At 65.4% G+C, this 14,706-nt stretch carries 15 protein-coding genes; 8 read left to right on the plus strand and 7 right to left on the minus strand.

Annotated features, from left to right (window positions below):
• Positions 1-33 precede the first annotated feature (33 nt).
• Genes ABZX86_RS28670 through ABZX86_RS28680 form a run of 3 tightly spaced genes read right to left on the minus strand, consistent with a single transcriptional unit; the run spans position 34 to position 2,431 of the window.
• Positions 34-822 (minus strand): amidohydrolase family protein, encoded by a 789-nt coding sequence (locus ABZX86_RS28670; RefSeq protein ID WP_355127771.1) that lies wholly within the window; start codon positions 820-822, stop codon positions 34-36.
• Between the two features lie 17 nt (positions 823-839).
• The gene (locus ABZX86_RS28675; RefSeq protein ID WP_355127772.1) at positions 840-1,229 is read right to left on the minus strand and encodes a nuclear transport factor 2 family protein; all 390 of its coding nucleotides are present in this window, start codon (positions 1,227-1,229) and stop codon (positions 840-842) included.
• Positions 1,226-2,431: an MFS transporter gene (locus ABZX86_RS28680; protein WP_355127773.1), complete on the minus strand. Its 1,206-nt coding sequence runs from the start codon at positions 2,429-2,431 to the stop codon at positions 1,226-1,228. Before ABZX86_RS28680 ends, ABZX86_RS28675 begins: the two co-directional genes overlap by 4 nt.
• Positions 2,432-2,524: 93 nt before the next feature.
• Between ABZX86_RS28680 and ABZX86_RS28685 the strand changes: the two genes are divergently transcribed.
• From ABZX86_RS28685 to ABZX86_RS28695, 3 genes are all read left to right on the plus strand, one after another.
• Entirely contained in the window at positions 2,525-3,106 is a 582-nt protein-coding gene (locus ABZX86_RS28685) for a TetR family transcriptional regulator (RefSeq protein ID WP_355127774.1), read from the plus strand.
• 38 nt (positions 3,107-3,144) lie between these two features.
• Entirely contained in the window at positions 3,145-3,759 is a 615-nt protein-coding gene (locus ABZX86_RS28690; RefSeq protein ID WP_355127775.1) for a GNAT family N-acetyltransferase, read from the plus strand.
• Positions 3,760-3,984: 225 nt separating this feature from the next.
• Positions 3,985-4,260: a YggT family protein gene (locus ABZX86_RS28695; protein WP_355127776.1), complete on the plus strand. Its 276-nt coding sequence runs from the start codon at positions 3,985-3,987 to the stop codon at positions 4,258-4,260.
• An 83-nt stretch (positions 4,261-4,343) separates the two neighbouring features.
• Here the strand turns inward: ABZX86_RS28695 and ABZX86_RS28700 are convergent, their stop codons facing one another.
• Together ABZX86_RS28700 and ABZX86_RS28705 are read right to left on the minus strand one after the other, a co-directional pair.
• The gene (locus tag ABZX86_RS28700; protein WP_355127777.1) at positions 4,344-5,141 is read right to left on the minus strand and encodes an SAM-dependent methyltransferase; all 798 of its coding nucleotides are present in this window, start codon (positions 5,139-5,141) and stop codon (positions 4,344-4,346) included.
• 256 nt (positions 5,142-5,397) lie between these two features.
• Positions 5,398-6,303 (minus strand): hypothetical protein, encoded by a 906-nt coding sequence (locus ABZX86_RS28705; protein WP_355127778.1) that lies wholly within the window; start codon positions 6,301-6,303, stop codon positions 5,398-5,400.
• A 491-nt stretch (positions 6,304-6,794) separates the two neighbouring features.
• On the opposite strand from ABZX86_RS28705, the gene ABZX86_RS28710 reads away from it, so the two are divergent.
• On the plus strand, positions 6,795-7,583 hold the full coding sequence (locus ABZX86_RS28710; RefSeq protein ID WP_355127779.1) for a helix-turn-helix transcriptional regulator: 789 nt from the start codon (positions 6,795-6,797) through the stop codon (positions 7,581-7,583).
• Here the strand turns inward: ABZX86_RS28710 and ABZX86_RS28715 are convergent.
• Complete coding sequence (locus ABZX86_RS28715) at positions 7,570-9,168, minus strand: MFS transporter (RefSeq protein ID WP_355127780.1); 1,599 nt, start codon at positions 9,166-9,168, stop codon at positions 7,570-7,572. The genes ABZX86_RS28710 and ABZX86_RS28715 overlap by 14 nt on opposite strands.
• 253 nt (positions 9,169-9,421) lie before the next feature.
• On the opposite strand from ABZX86_RS28715, the gene ABZX86_RS28720 reads away from it, so the two are divergent.
• Both ABZX86_RS28720 and ABZX86_RS28725 read left to right on the plus strand, forming a co-directional pair.
• On the plus strand, positions 9,422-9,787 hold the full coding sequence (locus ABZX86_RS28720) for a hypothetical protein (RefSeq protein ID WP_355127781.1): 366 nt from the start codon (positions 9,422-9,424) through the stop codon (positions 9,785-9,787).
• Positions 9,788-10,302: 515 nt separating this feature from the next.
• Positions 10,303-11,067 (plus strand): hypothetical protein, encoded by a 765-nt coding sequence (locus ABZX86_RS28725; protein ID WP_355127782.1) that lies wholly within the window; start codon positions 10,303-10,305, stop codon positions 11,065-11,067.
• Here the strand turns inward: ABZX86_RS28725 and ABZX86_RS28730 are convergent.
• Positions 11,048-11,626 carry a GNAT family N-acetyltransferase gene (locus tag ABZX86_RS28730; RefSeq protein ID WP_355127783.1) on the minus strand — a complete coding sequence of 193 codons (579 nt, stop codon included), beginning with the start codon at positions 11,624-11,626 and terminating at the stop codon, positions 11,048-11,050. The genes ABZX86_RS28725 and ABZX86_RS28730 overlap by 20 nt on opposite strands.
• Before the next feature lie 119 nt (positions 11,627-11,745).
• Between ABZX86_RS28730 and rox (ABZX86_RS28735) the strand changes: the two genes are divergently transcribed.
• Entirely contained in the window at positions 11,746-13,170 is a 1,425-nt protein-coding gene (rox, locus tag ABZX86_RS28735; RefSeq protein WP_355127784.1) for a rifampin monooxygenase, read from the plus strand.
• Positions 13,171-13,210: 40 nt separating this feature from the next.
• Complete coding sequence (gene rox, locus ABZX86_RS28740) at positions 13,211-14,638, plus strand: rifampin monooxygenase (RefSeq protein WP_355127785.1); 1,428 nt, start codon at positions 13,211-13,213, stop codon at positions 14,636-14,638.
• Positions 14,639-14,706 lie beyond the last annotated feature (68 nt).

Here is a 14,706-nt window from a genome sequence, read left to right on the forward strand (position 1 = left end):
GGGGAATCAGCGTACCCGCATACACACGCCGAGTCAGCGGTTGATCAGTTGATCGAAATTCTCTCCCAGCACCCGGCGCAGCACATCGGGGTCGGTGATAGCGGCTTCCACGGTGGTACGTGCCGCGAGCACATCACCGTACGGCGTATTCGATCCGAACAAGCACTGCTCGGGAACCGCGTGCGCCGCCGCCTTGACCATGAAAACCTGTAGCGCACTCGACAAGTCGATGTACAGGTTCGGGCGGGCGACGGCCAGGTCGATCAAGTCCATGGCATTGAGTCCGCCCAGTGCGCCGACGATGATCGGCACGCTCGGGTAGCGCTCGGCGAGAGCGGCGTAGGTTCGGAGGTCATCGGCGGTATTGGGTGCGAAGCCGTGCACCAGTACCGGCAATCCGCCGTGGTCGGCGCTGACCGCGAGGGCGGGCTCGATCTTCGCGGCCTGGTTGGGCGCGGGGGTGAGTTCGCCGATGCCGACGATATCCGGGCGCCGCAGGTAGTCGTCGAACCACTCCTTCATCTCGGTATCCCCGAGAATCAGTGGCGCGCTGACGAATCCGACCGTCTCCTCCGGATGCGCTTCGAGTGCCGCGATCACCTCGGCGGTCACCCGCCGAACCTCGTCGATCGAGGCCGCGGCGCCGCCGAGTACTGCCGTGAGCCGGGCGAACTCGGCACGGACCCCGTCTAGCGTCTCGGCCGCCTCCGGATGGATGCGGGTGGACAGCAGCACCGTGCGGTCCACACCGGCCTGCCGAGCGCGGGCCACCTGGGCGGCGGGATCGATCGTCACATGTGCGTGAATGTCAGTGATCATCATCGTTTCTCCGAAAGTGTTCAGTGGGCGAGCTGGGCTTGGAAGATGGAGCGATCGAAGTACGCCTTGGCATCGCGGATGCGGCCGTCGTCGTCGAGTTCGTAGATATTGATGCCCGACCAGTTGACCGGTCGGCCGTTGAGAGCGACCGCCGCGCCGCTCCACGACACTGCGACCCACCGATCGACGGTGTGCGCCACGAGCGGAGTGAGGCCCAGGAACGGCTGGAAGTTCGGCAGTACATCGGCAATGAACTCCCGGATCGCGGTGCGCCCAACAATCGGTGGTTGACCGACCGGATCATGGAAGACACCGTTCTCGGCGAATGCGGCCGACCAGGTGTCGGCGTCGCCCGTCTGCGAGGCGGCGAAGAACTGGGTCACGGCGGCGGGCATGGCGGGAAAGGTCATGATTCTCCTTGTTTTTCGAAGCGGCGCGCCCACGGCACGACCGCGAATCCGATGAAGGCGAGGCCGGCTTGCAGGGCGCAGACGCCACCCCAGCCGTTCGCCGAATAGCAGAGCCCGGCCAGTGCCGCGCAGAGTGCACCGCTGAGGAATACCGCGACCATGTACACCGTGTTGGCGCGACTGCGAGCGTCGGGCAGGTAGGCGAAAATCCTTGCCTGGTTCGCGATCTGACTCCACTGCACAGCGATATTGGCCAGCACGATCGCGGTGATCATCGGTATCAGAGCGGTCGCGCCGAAGGCATAGGCCGCCGCCGAGACGAGCATCAGGCAGTGGGCGGCCATGATGACCGGCAGCGCACCGCGGCGATCGATGAATCGGCCCGCCCACGGCGCGGCGACGGCACCGGCCAGTCCGAGCAGCCCGAACAGTCCTGCCACCGCACTGCTGAAGTTGTATGGCGCGTGGGTCAGCACCAGCACCAATGTCGTCCACGTTGCGGTGTACGCCCCGAACAGTGCAGCGTGCAATAGACATGACTGCGCCAGCGCAGGTTCGGAACGCAATAGCCGCGGCAGCGACACCAGCAATCTGCCATATCCGGTCGTATCGGCTCGCCGCTCCTCTCCGGGCAGCAGGGCGACGGTCAAAGCGCCTGTCGCAGCGGTCAATACGGCGGCCAGCAGGTATACCGCCCGCCAGCCGAGCAGCTCGCCGACCGCGCCGCCGATGACGCGGGAGCCGACAATTCCCGTCATCAAGCCGATCTGGACATTGGCCACCACCGAGGCGCGGCGGTCGGGCGGCGCGAGTTCAGCAGCCAGGGGAACGAGTACCTGCGGGATGACCGTCACTCCACCGATCAATGCCGTCGCTGCCGCGAGCATCGACAGCGCCGGAGCCACCACAGCGAGCAGCAGGGCCACCACGGTCGCGGACAGCAGAATCATCAGCAGCGGCCGGCGCCGCCGCACGTCACCCAGCGGAACCAGGAACAGAATGCCCGCCGCGTAACCGAGCTGGGCACACGTCACCACGATCCCCGCCGCCGCGGGCGCGGTGCCGAAGCCGTGCGCGATCAGGGCCAGAAGTGGTTGGGCCAGATACACATTCGCGACTGTCGCTGCACTGCACACCGCCATCACGAGGAACAGGACCGGCCGCACTCCCGCTTTGGAGTCGGGTCCAGCGTGAGAAATCAATATCCAGCCTCCATTCGAGCGAACTAGTTAGTTCGGAAGCCTAGGGAGACGAGATCCCACTGTCAAACGAACCGGTTCGTTACAATCGTCTCCGTGGCATACGACTCGACGGCAACCAAAGAGCGAATACTCGCCGCGGCCTCCACCGAGTTCGCGGAATACGGCGTCGCCGGCGCCCGGGTGGACCGCATCGCGGCCAATGCGCAGGCCAATAAGCGCGCCATCTACGACTACTTCGGCGACAAGAAGGCGCTCTTCGCCGCGGTGCTCGAGAACCTCATGTCCGAACTCGCCGAGGCTGTTTCGCCGAGTGACGGTGATCTCGGCGCCTACGCCGGGCTCCTGTTCGACTATCACCGCGCGCACCCCGAAGCCATGCGCCTGCTGCTGTGGGAAGCCCTCGAAATGGGCGACAACCCGGTGCCGGACGAGGAAGCGCGCACCCAGCACTACGCGAACAAGATCGAGGCGGCCAAGGCGACGTTCTCGCCGGACCATCCCGATCCGAACAGCCTCATGTTCTTCACCCTCGGTCTGGTCGGCTGGAGTCTGGCCATGCCGCAGGTGCGTCGAATGATGCTGGGCCCCAATGCGGATCTGGACACCCTCCGCCCCGCGATTTGCGCGGCGGCTCGCCACCTCGCCGCGCAACCAGGCGACACCACCGGCGCTTGATGGCAACCGCCGCGGCGTCCACCCAGTACCGTGAACGCATGGACGTCACGGTTCGCCCGGCACTGCAAGAGGACATTCCCGCACTCGCCGAGGTGCTCGGACTGGCCTTCACCGACGATCCGCTCATCGCCTGGCTGATTCCCGAAACCGCCACTCGCACAAAGCGAGCGGCCATCATGTTCGACAGTCTGGTCAGACACCAGTACTTGGCCGACGGCGCGGTGGAGGTGGCACTGGATGACACCGGAGCGATCGTCGGCGCAGCGGTATGGTCGCCACCCGGTAAGTGGCACGCCTCCGAGTCCGATTTGCTCCGCCAGTTCCCCAGCCTGTTGCGCGTATTCCGCCATCGCCTGATCAAGGCGGGCCGGATGTCCGATCGCATGGCCGCGGCTCATCCGCGAGAACCGCATTGGTACCTCGCGATCATCGGGACGCTGCCGAGTGCGCGCGGGCGCGGCTACGGTCAGGCGCTGCTGAACTCGCGCCTGGAGCGCTGCGATGCGGAGGGCTCCCCCGCCTACCTGGAATCCAGCAAGCCCGAGAATGTGCCGTACTACGAGCGATTCGGCTTCGACAAGACCGGCGAACTCGACGCAACCAAGGGCGGACCGCTGCTCTGGCCCATGTGGCGCGCCTCCCGCACCGCATGAACCTACCGTTCGGAGAGCGTTAACACGCCGGTCGGAAGCCGGTCGGCCGTGATCTTGCGCGCTACGATCGGCGGAACGTCGACCCTGAGCGGTATGTCCGGATTCGCACCGTGCAGGCTCGACCTGACAGTCCACTGAGAAGACGGCTCGTCAGGCACTTTCACACCGACCGCCCGCGTTGTTACAGGTAGGGCGGCCGGCACGGCCACCACAAAGGAGTTGGTCATGAGTCTCATCGGGGCGGTGCTCGGATACCTGTTGACGGCCTTCGTGCTGGTGATGTTGGCCAGGATGGTGCTGGACTGGATCTCGATGTCCGGAAATCTGCCGGAGTGGGCGGTGAAGGCGCGCGATATCACCCATCGGCTGACCGAGCCGATTCTCGCACCGGTGCGGCGGGTCCTGCCGCCACTGCGCGCGGGCGGGTTGGCGATCGATCTGGCCTTCACGATCGTGTTCATCATCGCGCTGGTGCTGCGGTCGGTGGCATTCAGCCTGTAGGCGACCACGCGAGTAAACGAAACGGCCCCCGATCCGGCGATATCGCCGGATCGGGGGCCGAAATCTCTTGTGCCCGTGCCGAACTAACCCTTGCGGGCCATCCCGGAGACGATCATCTCCTCCCAGATGCTGAGTTCGTGCACGGTCGCATCGGATACCGGACGCCACTTCACGCACGGGGTCACGCCCGGCTCGAGCAGTTCCAGATCGCCGAACAACGCGTCGATCTCCTCATCGGTGCGCCAGCGGCCGTGACCGAAGGCCTCCAGAATCTTCCGTTCGGTGGCGACGGCCTCGCGGGTACGGCCGGAACGGAAGTGCGAGAGGTAGATTCGGCTACCGGCCGGTACCTGGGCAGCCCAGTACTTCACCACGCCCGCCGGGTCTTCCTCATCCTCCAGGAAGCTCAGCGTGACCGCGAAGAGGAGCCCGACCGGCTCCTCGAAGTCGATCAGGCGCGCGACGGCCGGATGTTCGCGAATCCAGGACGTTTTGCTGACATCGCCTTCGACCATCTCGATGCCGTCGTCCACGGCGAGCAGCGCTCGCCCGTGCGCGACCACAAACGGATCATTGTCCACGTAGACGACCCGTGCGTCCGGCTGCTGCCGGCGGACCACCTCATGGACGTTCTGCTCCGCGGGCAGCCCGCACCCCATATCGATGAACTGACGAATGCCGTCGGCCGCCATACTTTGCACAGCGCGGAGGACAGCCTCCCGGTTGGTAATCGCGAGCTGCTCGGACCCGGGCAAGTCGCCCATGAAGTAGTCGCCGACATTCTTGTCGACGCCGTAGTTGTCTCGTCCACCGAGCACGTAGCTGTACACGCGCGCCACACTCGGCCGGGATTGCCGCGCTCGCATGGCGTTGATATTCAAGTGACACCCCTTTACCTTCCGTGCGCCGGCGGTCGCCGGTGGCACGGGTAGTCCTGTCGGCCAGAACCTTTGCCTGAAGATCATTCCAGATCAGGTCCACGCTGAGCGCTCTTTCACCCTGACGATACAGCTGCACACCCCAGGAAATCTGCCGCATCGTTGCACGTTCCAATGTCTTTTCAGATGTACTGGACAGTTGGGCGAGACGCTGAAAGGTGCTGAACCGGACAAACACTCGCGAGCTGGGCTTTCCCGGCTATACCCGCTCGGTCTCCACCGCCTTCTTGGTCCGTTCGGCCAGCAGACTGTCGAGTTGGCTTTCCGCACGCTCGGCCCGAGCCAGGGTTTGCGAGCGCGCGTCGTCGAGGGTTGCCAGCCGGGCGGCGGACTCCCTGCTCGCCTTCTCCAGGGCCGTCGCCGATTCGGTACGCACCGTAGCAATATCGACAGCCGCCTGGCGGCGGAAATCGGCAAGTTCGGCACGGGAGCCCTCGAGCTCTTCGCGCAGACGCCTGACCTCGTCGCGAGTCTCGGCGAGCACCTGATTGCGTTCGGCCACAGCCTGTTCCGCGCGTTCGATGGCACGCTCGGCATCGGCGGCGCGCTGTACGGCGAGATCGCGTTCGGCGGCCGCGGCCGTCATGCGCTGGGTGCTGTCGCGCCGCACCTGCTCGACCTCGGTCACCGCTTTGGACCGCGCCTTCTCGATCTCCTCGGTCGCCTGCTGGCGGGCACGCTCGATATCATCGGCGGCCTCGCTTCGGGCGGTACGGATCTCGGCGTCCGCATCGGTGCGGGCGGCGAAGACATCCTCGGCCGCCTGCTTGGTCATGCGCTCGACTTCCCGCAGTGCATCGTCACGAGAGCTGTGCGCCTCCGCGATTCGCGCCTCGGCCACCTCGGCTGCCGCCGCGGCGTCCTCTGCCGCTGCCTCCGCTGCCGTCCTGGACTCTTCGGCCTCGCGGCGCAGTCGCTCCGCGGCGGACGCCGCCATCTCGGACTCCGCAATCCGTCGTGCCGCATCGGCCTGCACGGCCTGAATCTGCGCCTCGGCCACCGAGGGATCTGCGAGCGTGGACAGTTCCGCCACCGCCCCCGACAAGGTGTTCCCCAGCTGGTCAGCCAGCGTCCGGAACTGAATCAGCAGCTCATCGGCCCGCATTCGAGCGACCCCAGCCGGACCCTGTTGCGTCACAGTGACGTTCGCGGTAGGTGCCTCGACCTCCCCCTGTTGTATCCGCTGGCGCTCTCGCCAGGCCCGCCAGCGGGTGTGGTCCGGGTGATCACAGTATTCGGAGGGTCGTCCGGGGGTCCCGTCGCGCGTAATCGTTCGGGTACAGCCCGGGTAGTTACAGGTGCTCGCCACCGGCAAATCGTAGCGTTGGTTTCATCGTTTCCAACGCAACAACACGAAACGAATCCTTTTGGCCCCCAAACCAAACCCCGCCGTCCTGACCTCCGATAAGTGAACGTTATCGGAGGTCAGGCTTCCCCATATCCCCCGTCAACGCCAGAATCTATTACGTTTCGTTTGGTTGCAGCACACGCTACGTAACCGCAACGGAACCACTCAAAAACTGTGCACCCCTGTACACCCGTCCCATTTCCGTCGCAGAAGTGAGAAGTTCGAATGAGGGCCACTACTTTGGTCCTATGCGGCAGGATCTCTACCCCACCCTCGACTACGCGGATTTTCCGAGCATTGTGATTCCGCTGCAGTCCGCGACCGGGCTGGTGACGCACGCACACCCGCAGCATCAGCTGACCTGGGCGCCGGAAGGTGTGCTCACGATGGTGGCCGAGGACTGCCGGTGGGTTGTGCAGCGAGCGCGGGCGCTATGGATTCCCGGTGGGACACCGCATTCGGTGGTGCCCGCGGCCTCGGCCGAGATGTTGTCGCTGTACTTCGATGCCGCCGATTGCCCGCTGGATTGGCAGCAGCCCACCGTCGTTGACGCGTCAGGGCTGATCGGTCCCCTGATGACGTATCTCTCGACGCTCGGTGACCTCCTCCCCGACCGGCGCGCTCGCGGCAATGCGGTGCTGTGGGATCTGATGGTTCCCATGCCGGCGACGGTGATGCCGGTGGTACTGCCGACCGATCCTGGTGCGCGCCGAGTCGCGCTCGCCCTCAAGCAGAATCCCGCGGATGCGCGCAGTCTCGATATGTGGGCCCGGGAACTCTCGGTCTCGTCTCGTACGCTGTCGCGACGCTTCCGATCCGAGACCGGCACGAGCTTCGAACGCTGGCGGGCGCTCGAGCGCCTCAACTCCGCCCTGCCACTACTCGGTGCGGGACAGCCGATTTCGCGGGTCGCCCGGGCGGTCGGCTACACCACGGCGAGTTCGTTCATCACCGCGTTCCGCCGCGAAATCGGTACCACCCCGGCGGTGTTCTTCGGCGGGAGCGGTACCGGCCTCGGTGACGCTATGGGCGGGTAGCGAACCACTTCCCGGCCGCGAAGAAGATTGCGGCGGCAATGGTGGAGGCCAGGGCGGTGTCGGTACCGAGTGTGAACAGCGCGTTCAGGCCTTCGATGGACGCCGCATGTGCGGTACCGGTCAATAGTGGAGTCGCCGAAGCGAATTCCGGCGGTACGGCGTGGACCACAGTGGTGCCGCCGCCGGCGGCGACGCCGTCCAAGAACTGGGCGCGCAGGTCTGGCGTCACAGTGACATTGCGGGCGGACTGGATAGCATCCAGTCCGTGCGCCGCCGCATCGCGCGCACGGTGGCTGAACATCGCTCCCAGTCCCGCCACGCCCACCGCCATGCCGACCTGGCGCAGGGTTCCGAAGGTCGCGCTGGCCATACCCGCGTTCTCGTCGGAGGCGAAGGTCAGTGCTGCCGCCTGATTCACGGTCGTGATCGCACCCAGTCCCGCGCCGCCTATGAGCATGCCGGGCACGAAATGCGTCCAGGAATCGGTACTTTCGACACCGCCCAGCAGCCACATGCCGAGGACGACCAGGCCCATGGTGATCGGGAGCGATACCGCGGTCGGAATCCGTTTGGCCAGTACCGCTCCCAGAGGTGCGGCGATCAGGGCAGCGATACTCAGCGGCACCAGGCGCACGCCCATCTGCAGCGGTGTGAAGCCCATGGTGTTGATCAGGAAGATGGCCAGGTAGTTGGAGGCGGCCATGAGCGTCGCCATATGTGCCACCGCGACGATCGCGATTGGGGCGAATCCTGGCTTACGCAGCATGGACACGTCGAACAGCGGATGGGCGGCGCGGAACTGCCACACCATGAACAACGTCAGCAGAACTGCCGATGCGGCCGCGAGCATCCAGATCGTCGGGGAGGTCCACCCGAGTGCATTACCGCGGGTCAGACCCAGCACTCCAGCCAGCAGCCCGCCCGACAGCAGGATCGATCCAAGCCAATCCGTGCGGCGGTCGGGATGACGGGGCGTCTCGGGCAGGCGCCGCAGGGCCAGCGCGAAGATCACCACTCCGATCGGCACATTGATCGTGAAGATGGATCGCCACCCGAATGCGGTGACCAGCGCGCCACCGAAGACCGGACCGGCCACGGTCGCCCCGGCCATCACCGCACTGTAGATCCCGATTGCCTTGGCCCGTGCGCGTGCATCCGGGTACGCCGCCGCGAGCAGCGGCAGTGCGGTGGCGAAAAGCATTGCCGCACCGATACCTTGGACGGCCCGCAGCGCATTCAACTGCACAATGGTTCCCGACAGCACCAGCGCCAATGAGGCTCCGGTGAAAACTGCCATGCCGCACAGGAATACCCGTTTGCGGCCGAACCGGTCACCGGCCGTGCCGAGGGTCAGCAGCAGACCGGCGAGAGGCAGGGCATAGGCGTCGATCACCCACTGCAGCCCGTCGATGGAGGAGTCGAAATCACTCCGGATATCGGCGAGTGCGGCCGACACGACGGTGGCATCGAGCATCAGCATGAAAATCGCAGTGCACACGATGAACAGCACCACCCCGGGCCGGGTGGGTGCACCCTCGACTTGTCGTTTGGTTTGTCCGAGCACAGCACCGGCAGTCGTGGCCATGAAAACCCCTGATTCTGAGCGGACGCACAGCACATCGAGCTGCGGCGACCCTGGCGATTCGGTGGACACACCCCGCCGGCCAGGGTGCGTCACCAACGCTAATGACGAGCCGATGTGTCGGGAAGGCACAATCAGGACAGGCAGTTTCGCCTACCCGACACGGTCACCCGCGGTCCCTCGCCCAGCTCCCCCATGCAAAGCTGGACTAGAGCACCACCACCGCTGCCGACCGACCACAGGGACGGAATCCGACTTGTCCGATGCAGAACCGATCAGCTGGGACCATCTGAAGTCGCGGCAGCCCAGCGACGCCGAACGTGCTGCGTTGCAAGCAGAGCTGATCGAGCGGGCTGTCGCGGTGAAGCAGCGCGGGTGGGACGACTATCGCGATGTCTGGTCGGCCGGGGACGTCGCCGGTGTCGCATATCTACTGGGCGACACCGCGCTCCTGGAGGAACTCGAGGAGCACGAGGGCGCGGTGCTGACCCGTTACGCCGGGAAACTCTACGGATTCCAGGGCGCCCGCAAGGAGATCGAGTCCGGCTTGGTCGGCACCCAGGCCTGGTTCGCCGCCGCCCGCAAGAAGCTGGACAGGGCCACCACCCAGCCTGGTCCATGACCTGCTGTCACATTCCCTTATCGGCCGGTCCGCATCGGTTCCGCCAGTCCCAGAACACGAGTCAGCAGCACGGTAAGACTGTCTCGCTCGGTCGCCGATAATGCGCTGCACAGATTGTCCTGGACCGCGGTCAGCGTCACGTCCCATTCGTCGAGTCGCCATCTGCCCGCTTCGGTGAGGGTGAGTAGCGGAAACGGCGAATGTGCTGTACCGCACTGGCCTCCAGCGCATTACAGCATATTCCAGATAGCGGTAGTTCCCCGGAACCCTTCACGGAACAGTTCCGGGGCCGACGAATCGTCCTCCTCCGAGAGCCCGAACTCCAGCGGCAATCTGCAGCCACAGCATGTGTGCAACAGGCGCAATCATCCAGGCAGCGTACTCACGGCAAACATTTGAATCAGGCTCTGCGCGTTGTGAGATGCTGCTCATTCTTTGGTGTAAATATCAGCGCTATGACCGCACCGTTATCAATTCGCAAATTTGCCGTCGCCACCGTGGCCGTGAGTGCGTCGATGGTGTTGCCCGTGGCCTCGGCACAGCCTGGTCTGCCCGCGCCAGGTGGCGGGTTCCAAGCCTGTACCGCGGTGGCCTGCGGCACGATCGGCTATGCCTGGGCCGATGATTCCGGCGCCCCGGTAGGGCATGTCACCGTCGCACATCTGGTCTCCGAAGTGGGACAGCAGGTTACGTCCACGGCGTTCAACGGTGTCCCCGCGACCACCATGACGACGCTGAAGAGCACGCATGACGCCGATCTGTCCGTGGTGTCGGCGGTGTCGGCGGATCTGTCCTCGTCGATCACCTTGTCGGACGGCACTGTGTTGACCGCGTCCGGCTACGCCTCCGAAGGCGATGTCAAAACGGGTGAGCGAGTGTGCCATTCGGGATGGAACCCCACGACGGCGGCCATGCACGAGGCCTGCGGCGTCGCGGACTCGATCGGGCCGACCGCCAAATGCCAAGCCGCCGGCACCGGAACCAGCACGTGCGTACTGCTGGTCGCGCCCCCGGCCGGGAGCTGGATCGGCGGTCCCGGCGACTCCGGTTCGCCCGCCTACAGCTACCGGCCCGACGGCAGCATCACCGTGATCGGCAACTACAAGGGGACCACGACCGACGGTAAGGCCATTATCGAACCGGTCTACGCCGCAATACAGATCTTCGGCGGGCATCCGTATCTCGGCGCCTCGATCATTCCGCACGGCCCGCTGCCCGCGAACCTGACCACCGGATCGAACGGCAACCGATCATCGAAACTCAGCCCCGCCGGTCTTTGATCCAGAACATGCCGCGGCCCGACTCCGCGGGCGCACGAACCTCGCGTGGTTCGATCCGGTCGAGACGGTAGCCGAGCCGTCGAGCAACCTCGGCACTGCGGATATTGGCTGCATCGCAATGGATTTCGGCGTGATCGATACCGGGCAGCGCCAAAGCGATTCGAGTCAGCTCGGCAGCGGAACGGGTGATCACGCCGCGACCGGTATGCGCGGCGTGACACCAGTAACCGATTTCCAGCGTGCGCGGGCCGACGCGGTCGTGGATGCCGATCGCACCCAGCACAGTGCCCGCGGTATCGAAAATGCCGTAGTTGCAACTGCCCCCGGGACTCGGCCAGCTTTCCGCCATCGCCGTGCTGAACGCGCGCTGCCGCTCCAGTGTCATGGGTTCGGCGAGCCAGTCCATCCAGGGATGTATGTGATCGAAGGAAGCGGTGATCGCTTCGAACCGTGGAATCAGGTCCTCGGGCCGCCAGTTTCGCAGCACCAGATCACCCAGGTCGATGTGCTGCGGTGGTGCGATTCCGGGTGCGAGCGCTGCCGGCTGCTCAGTGTCCATGTCCGGATGTATGCCCTTCCCCCTCTCAACATATAGCGCACCCGGGGGCTTGCGGCAAGACCCCGGTGGTGCTGCAGAATCTCCAGCCGAAGCCATAACCAGCGGAAACAGGGGGTTTGATGATTGATGTGATCATTGCCGGTGGCGGGCCGACCGGCTTGATGGTGGCCACCGAGTTGCAGCTGCAGGGTGTGCGGGCGCTCGTGCTGGAGAAGGATGCTGAGCCGACCGAGATTGTGCGGGCGCTGGGCATGCACGCGCGCACCATCGAGGTGATGGACCAGCGCGGTCTGCTGGACCGGTTCCTCGCGCTCGGCAAGCAGTACCCGCTCGGTGGTTTCTTCGCCGGTATCAGCAAGCCGCAACCCGAGCGGCTGGACACCTCGCATGCGTACGTCCTGAGCATCCCGCAGCCGGTCACCGTCCGACTGCTGACCGAACATGCCCTCGAGGTCGGCGTCGAAATTCGCAGTGGCAGTGAACTACTCGGGTTCATCCAGGACGACGAGGGAGTGACCGTCGACCTGGCTGACGGCACCCGGTTGCGCTCGCGCTACCTCGTCGGTTGCGATGGCGGCCGCAGCACGGTGCGCAAGCTGCTCGGCGTCGAATTCCCCGGTGAATCCAGCACAGTGGACACCTTGCTGGGCGAGGTGGAGCTCACCGCCGCGGCGGAAACGCTGACTTCCGTGATGACCGAAGTCCGCAAGACGCAGTTGCGATTCGGCGCCATGCCGCTCGGCAACGGAATCTTCCGGCTGGTTGTGCCCGCCGACGGTGTGGCCGAAGACCGCAGCGTCCCACCGACTTTGGATGAGGTGAAACAGCAGCTGCTGGCGACCGCGGGCACGGACTTCGGTGTGCACTCACCGCGCTGGCTGTCCCGATTCGGCGATGCCACCCGGCAGGCCGAGCACTACCGAGTCGGCCGGGTGCTGCTGGCCGGTGACGCGGCACATGTGCACCCGCCGATGGGTGGGCAGGGGCTGAATCTCGGTATCCAGGACGCGTTCAATCTCGGCTGGAAACTCGCCGCCGCGGTCAATGGCTGGGCGCCGGACGGGCTGTTGGACAGCTATCAGGCCGAACGGCATCCGGTCGCCGCCGACGTGCTGAGCAACACCCGCGCGCAGATGGAGCTGATGTCTCTCGAGCCTGGCGCGCAGGCGGTGCGCCGACTGCTGTCGGAGCTGATGGACTTCGATGTGGTGAACCGGTATCTGATCGAGAATATCGTTGCGATCGGCATCCGCTACGACTTCGGTGAGGGGCACGAACTGCTGGGGCGGCGGCTGCGGGACATCGCGCTGAAGCGAGGTCGCCTGTACGAGCTGCTGCACAGCGGTCGCGGACTGCTGCTCGATCAGACCGGGTTGCTGTCGGTGGCAGGCTGGGCGAATCGAGTCGACCACGTCGTCGACGTCAGCGAGGAATTGGACGTACCCGCGGTGCTATTGCGGCCGGACGGGCACGTGGCGTGGGTCGGTGATGATCAGCAGGATCTGCTCGATCACCTGCCGAAATGGTTCGGCGCTTCGGTCTGATGACCGTAATGCCCTGTGGCACAGCAGATAAGGGGTTTTCATGATCGATGTGATCATTGCCGGTGGCGGACCGACCGGCTTGATGCTGGCCAGCGAATTTCGGCTGCACGGCGTACAGGCTGTCGTGCTGGAGAAGGAGGCCGAGCCGACCAAACACGTCCGGTCGCTCGGCATGCATGTACGCAGTGCCGAGATACTGGACCAGCGCGGTCTGCTGGACCGATTCCTTGCGGTCGGCAAGCAACATCCGCTCGGCGGCTACTTCGGCGGCATCAGCAAGCCGCGGCCCGAGCGGCTGGATACCGCGCATCCGTATGTTCTCGGGATTCAGCAGCCGGTCACCGAGCGCCTGCTGGCCGAGCACGCCATCGAAGTCGGTGTCGAGATCCGGCGCGGCAGCGAACTGGTCGGGCTGAGCCAGGACGCGGACGGGGTGACCGTCGATCTGGCCGACGGCACTCGGTTGCGCTCGCGCTACCTCGTCGGTTGCGACGGTGGGCGCAGCACAGTGCGCAAGCTGCTCGGTGTCGGCTTCCCCGGCGAGCCCGCCCGGATCGAGATGCTGCTGGGCGAGATGGAGGTGACCGCGCCGCCGGAGACGCTGGCCGCCGTGGTGGCCGAAGTTCGCAAGACGCACAAGGGGTTTGGCGCCGGACCCTCCGGTGATGGGGTCTATCGCATTGTGGTGCCCGCCGAGGGTGTGGCCGAGGAGCGGTCGGTTCCGCCGACCCTCGAAGAGTTCAAGCAGCAGCTGCGGGTGTTCGCCGGGACCGACTTCGGCGTGCACTCACCGCGCTGGCTGTCCCGTTTCGGCGACGCCACTCGCCTGGCCGAGCGCTATCGGGTCGGCCGGGTGCTGCTGGCCGGTGATGCGGCGCATGTCCATCCGCCGATGGGTGGGCAGGGGCTGAATCTCGGTATCCAGGACGCCTTCAACCTCGGCTGGAAACTGGCTGCGGTGGTCAATGGCTGGGCGCCTGAAGGGTTGTTGGACACCTACCAATCCGAACGGCAGCCGGTCGCCGCCGATGTATTGAACAACACCCGTGTGCAGTCGGAACTGATGTCCACCGAGCCCGGCCCGCAGGCCTTGCGCCGACTGCTGTCGGAACTGATGGACTTCGATGAGGTGAATCGGTACCTGACCGAGAAGAGCACAGCGATCGGAGTGCGCTACGACTTCGGCGAGGGGCACGAACTCCTCGGACGGCGGCTGCGCGACATCACGCTGAAGCGCGGGCGGCTCTACGACCTCATGCACGACGGTCGCGGATTGCTGCTCGATCAGACCGGGTTGCTATCGGTGCAGGGCTGGGCGGATCGAGTCGACCATGTCATCGATGTCAGCGAGGAACTGGACGCGCCCGCGGTGCTGCTGCGGCCGGACGGCCATGTGGCGTGGGTCGGCGACGATCAGCGGGACCTGCTCGACCACCTACCGAAATGGTTCGGCGCTGCTGCCGGTTGACGCCGCGGCCATGGCGCAGTCATATCCTCGTGAGCGGGTTGTGTTGCAGGATCGCCGGAAAATGTCGT

Source organism: Nocardia sp. NPDC006630 (assembly GCF_040611495.1).
Lineage (GTDB): Bacteria > Actinomycetota > Actinomycetes > Mycobacteriales > Mycobacteriaceae > Nocardia.

Excerpts from the sequence above, each read along its gene's own strand:
- ABZX86_RS28695 (WP_355127776.1), top strand. The coding sequence starts at position 3,985 with ATGAGTCTCATCGGGGCGGTGCTCGGATACCTGTTGACGGCCTTCGTG.
- ABZX86_RS28710 (WP_355127779.1), top strand. The coding sequence starts at position 6,795 with ATGCGGCAGGATCTCTACCCCACCCTCGACTACGCGGATTTTCCGAGC.
- ABZX86_RS28690 (WP_355127775.1), top strand. The coding sequence starts at position 3,145 with ATGGACGTCACGGTTCGCCCGGCACTGCAAGAGGACATTCCCGCACTC.
- rox (WP_355127784.1), top strand. The coding sequence starts at position 11,746 with ATGATTGATGTGATCATTGCCGGTGGCGGGCCGACCGGCTTGATGGTG.
- rox (WP_355127785.1), top strand. The coding sequence starts at position 13,211 with ATGATCGATGTGATCATTGCCGGTGGCGGACCGACCGGCTTGATGCTG.
- ABZX86_RS28675 (WP_355127772.1), bottom strand. The coding sequence starts at position 1,229 with ATGACCTTTCCCGCCATGCCCGCCGCCGTGACCCAGTTCTTCGCCGCC.
- ABZX86_RS28715 (WP_355127780.1), bottom strand. The coding sequence starts at position 9,168 with ATGGCCACGACTGCCGGTGCTGTGCTCGGACAAACCAAACGACAAGTC.
- ABZX86_RS28705 (WP_355127778.1), bottom strand. The coding sequence starts at position 6,303 with ATGCGGGCCGATGAGCTGCTGATTCAGTTCCGGACGCTGGCTGACCAG.
- ABZX86_RS28725 (WP_355127782.1), top strand. The coding sequence starts at position 10,303 with ATGGTGTTGCCCGTGGCCTCGGCACAGCCTGGTCTGCCCGCGCCAGGT.
- ABZX86_RS28730 (WP_355127783.1), bottom strand. The coding sequence starts at position 11,626 with ATGGACACTGAGCAGCCGGCAGCGCTCGCACCCGGAATCGCACCACCG.
- ABZX86_RS28670 (WP_355127771.1), bottom strand. The coding sequence starts at position 822 with ATGATGATCACTGACATTCACGCACATGTGACGATCGATCCCGCCGCC.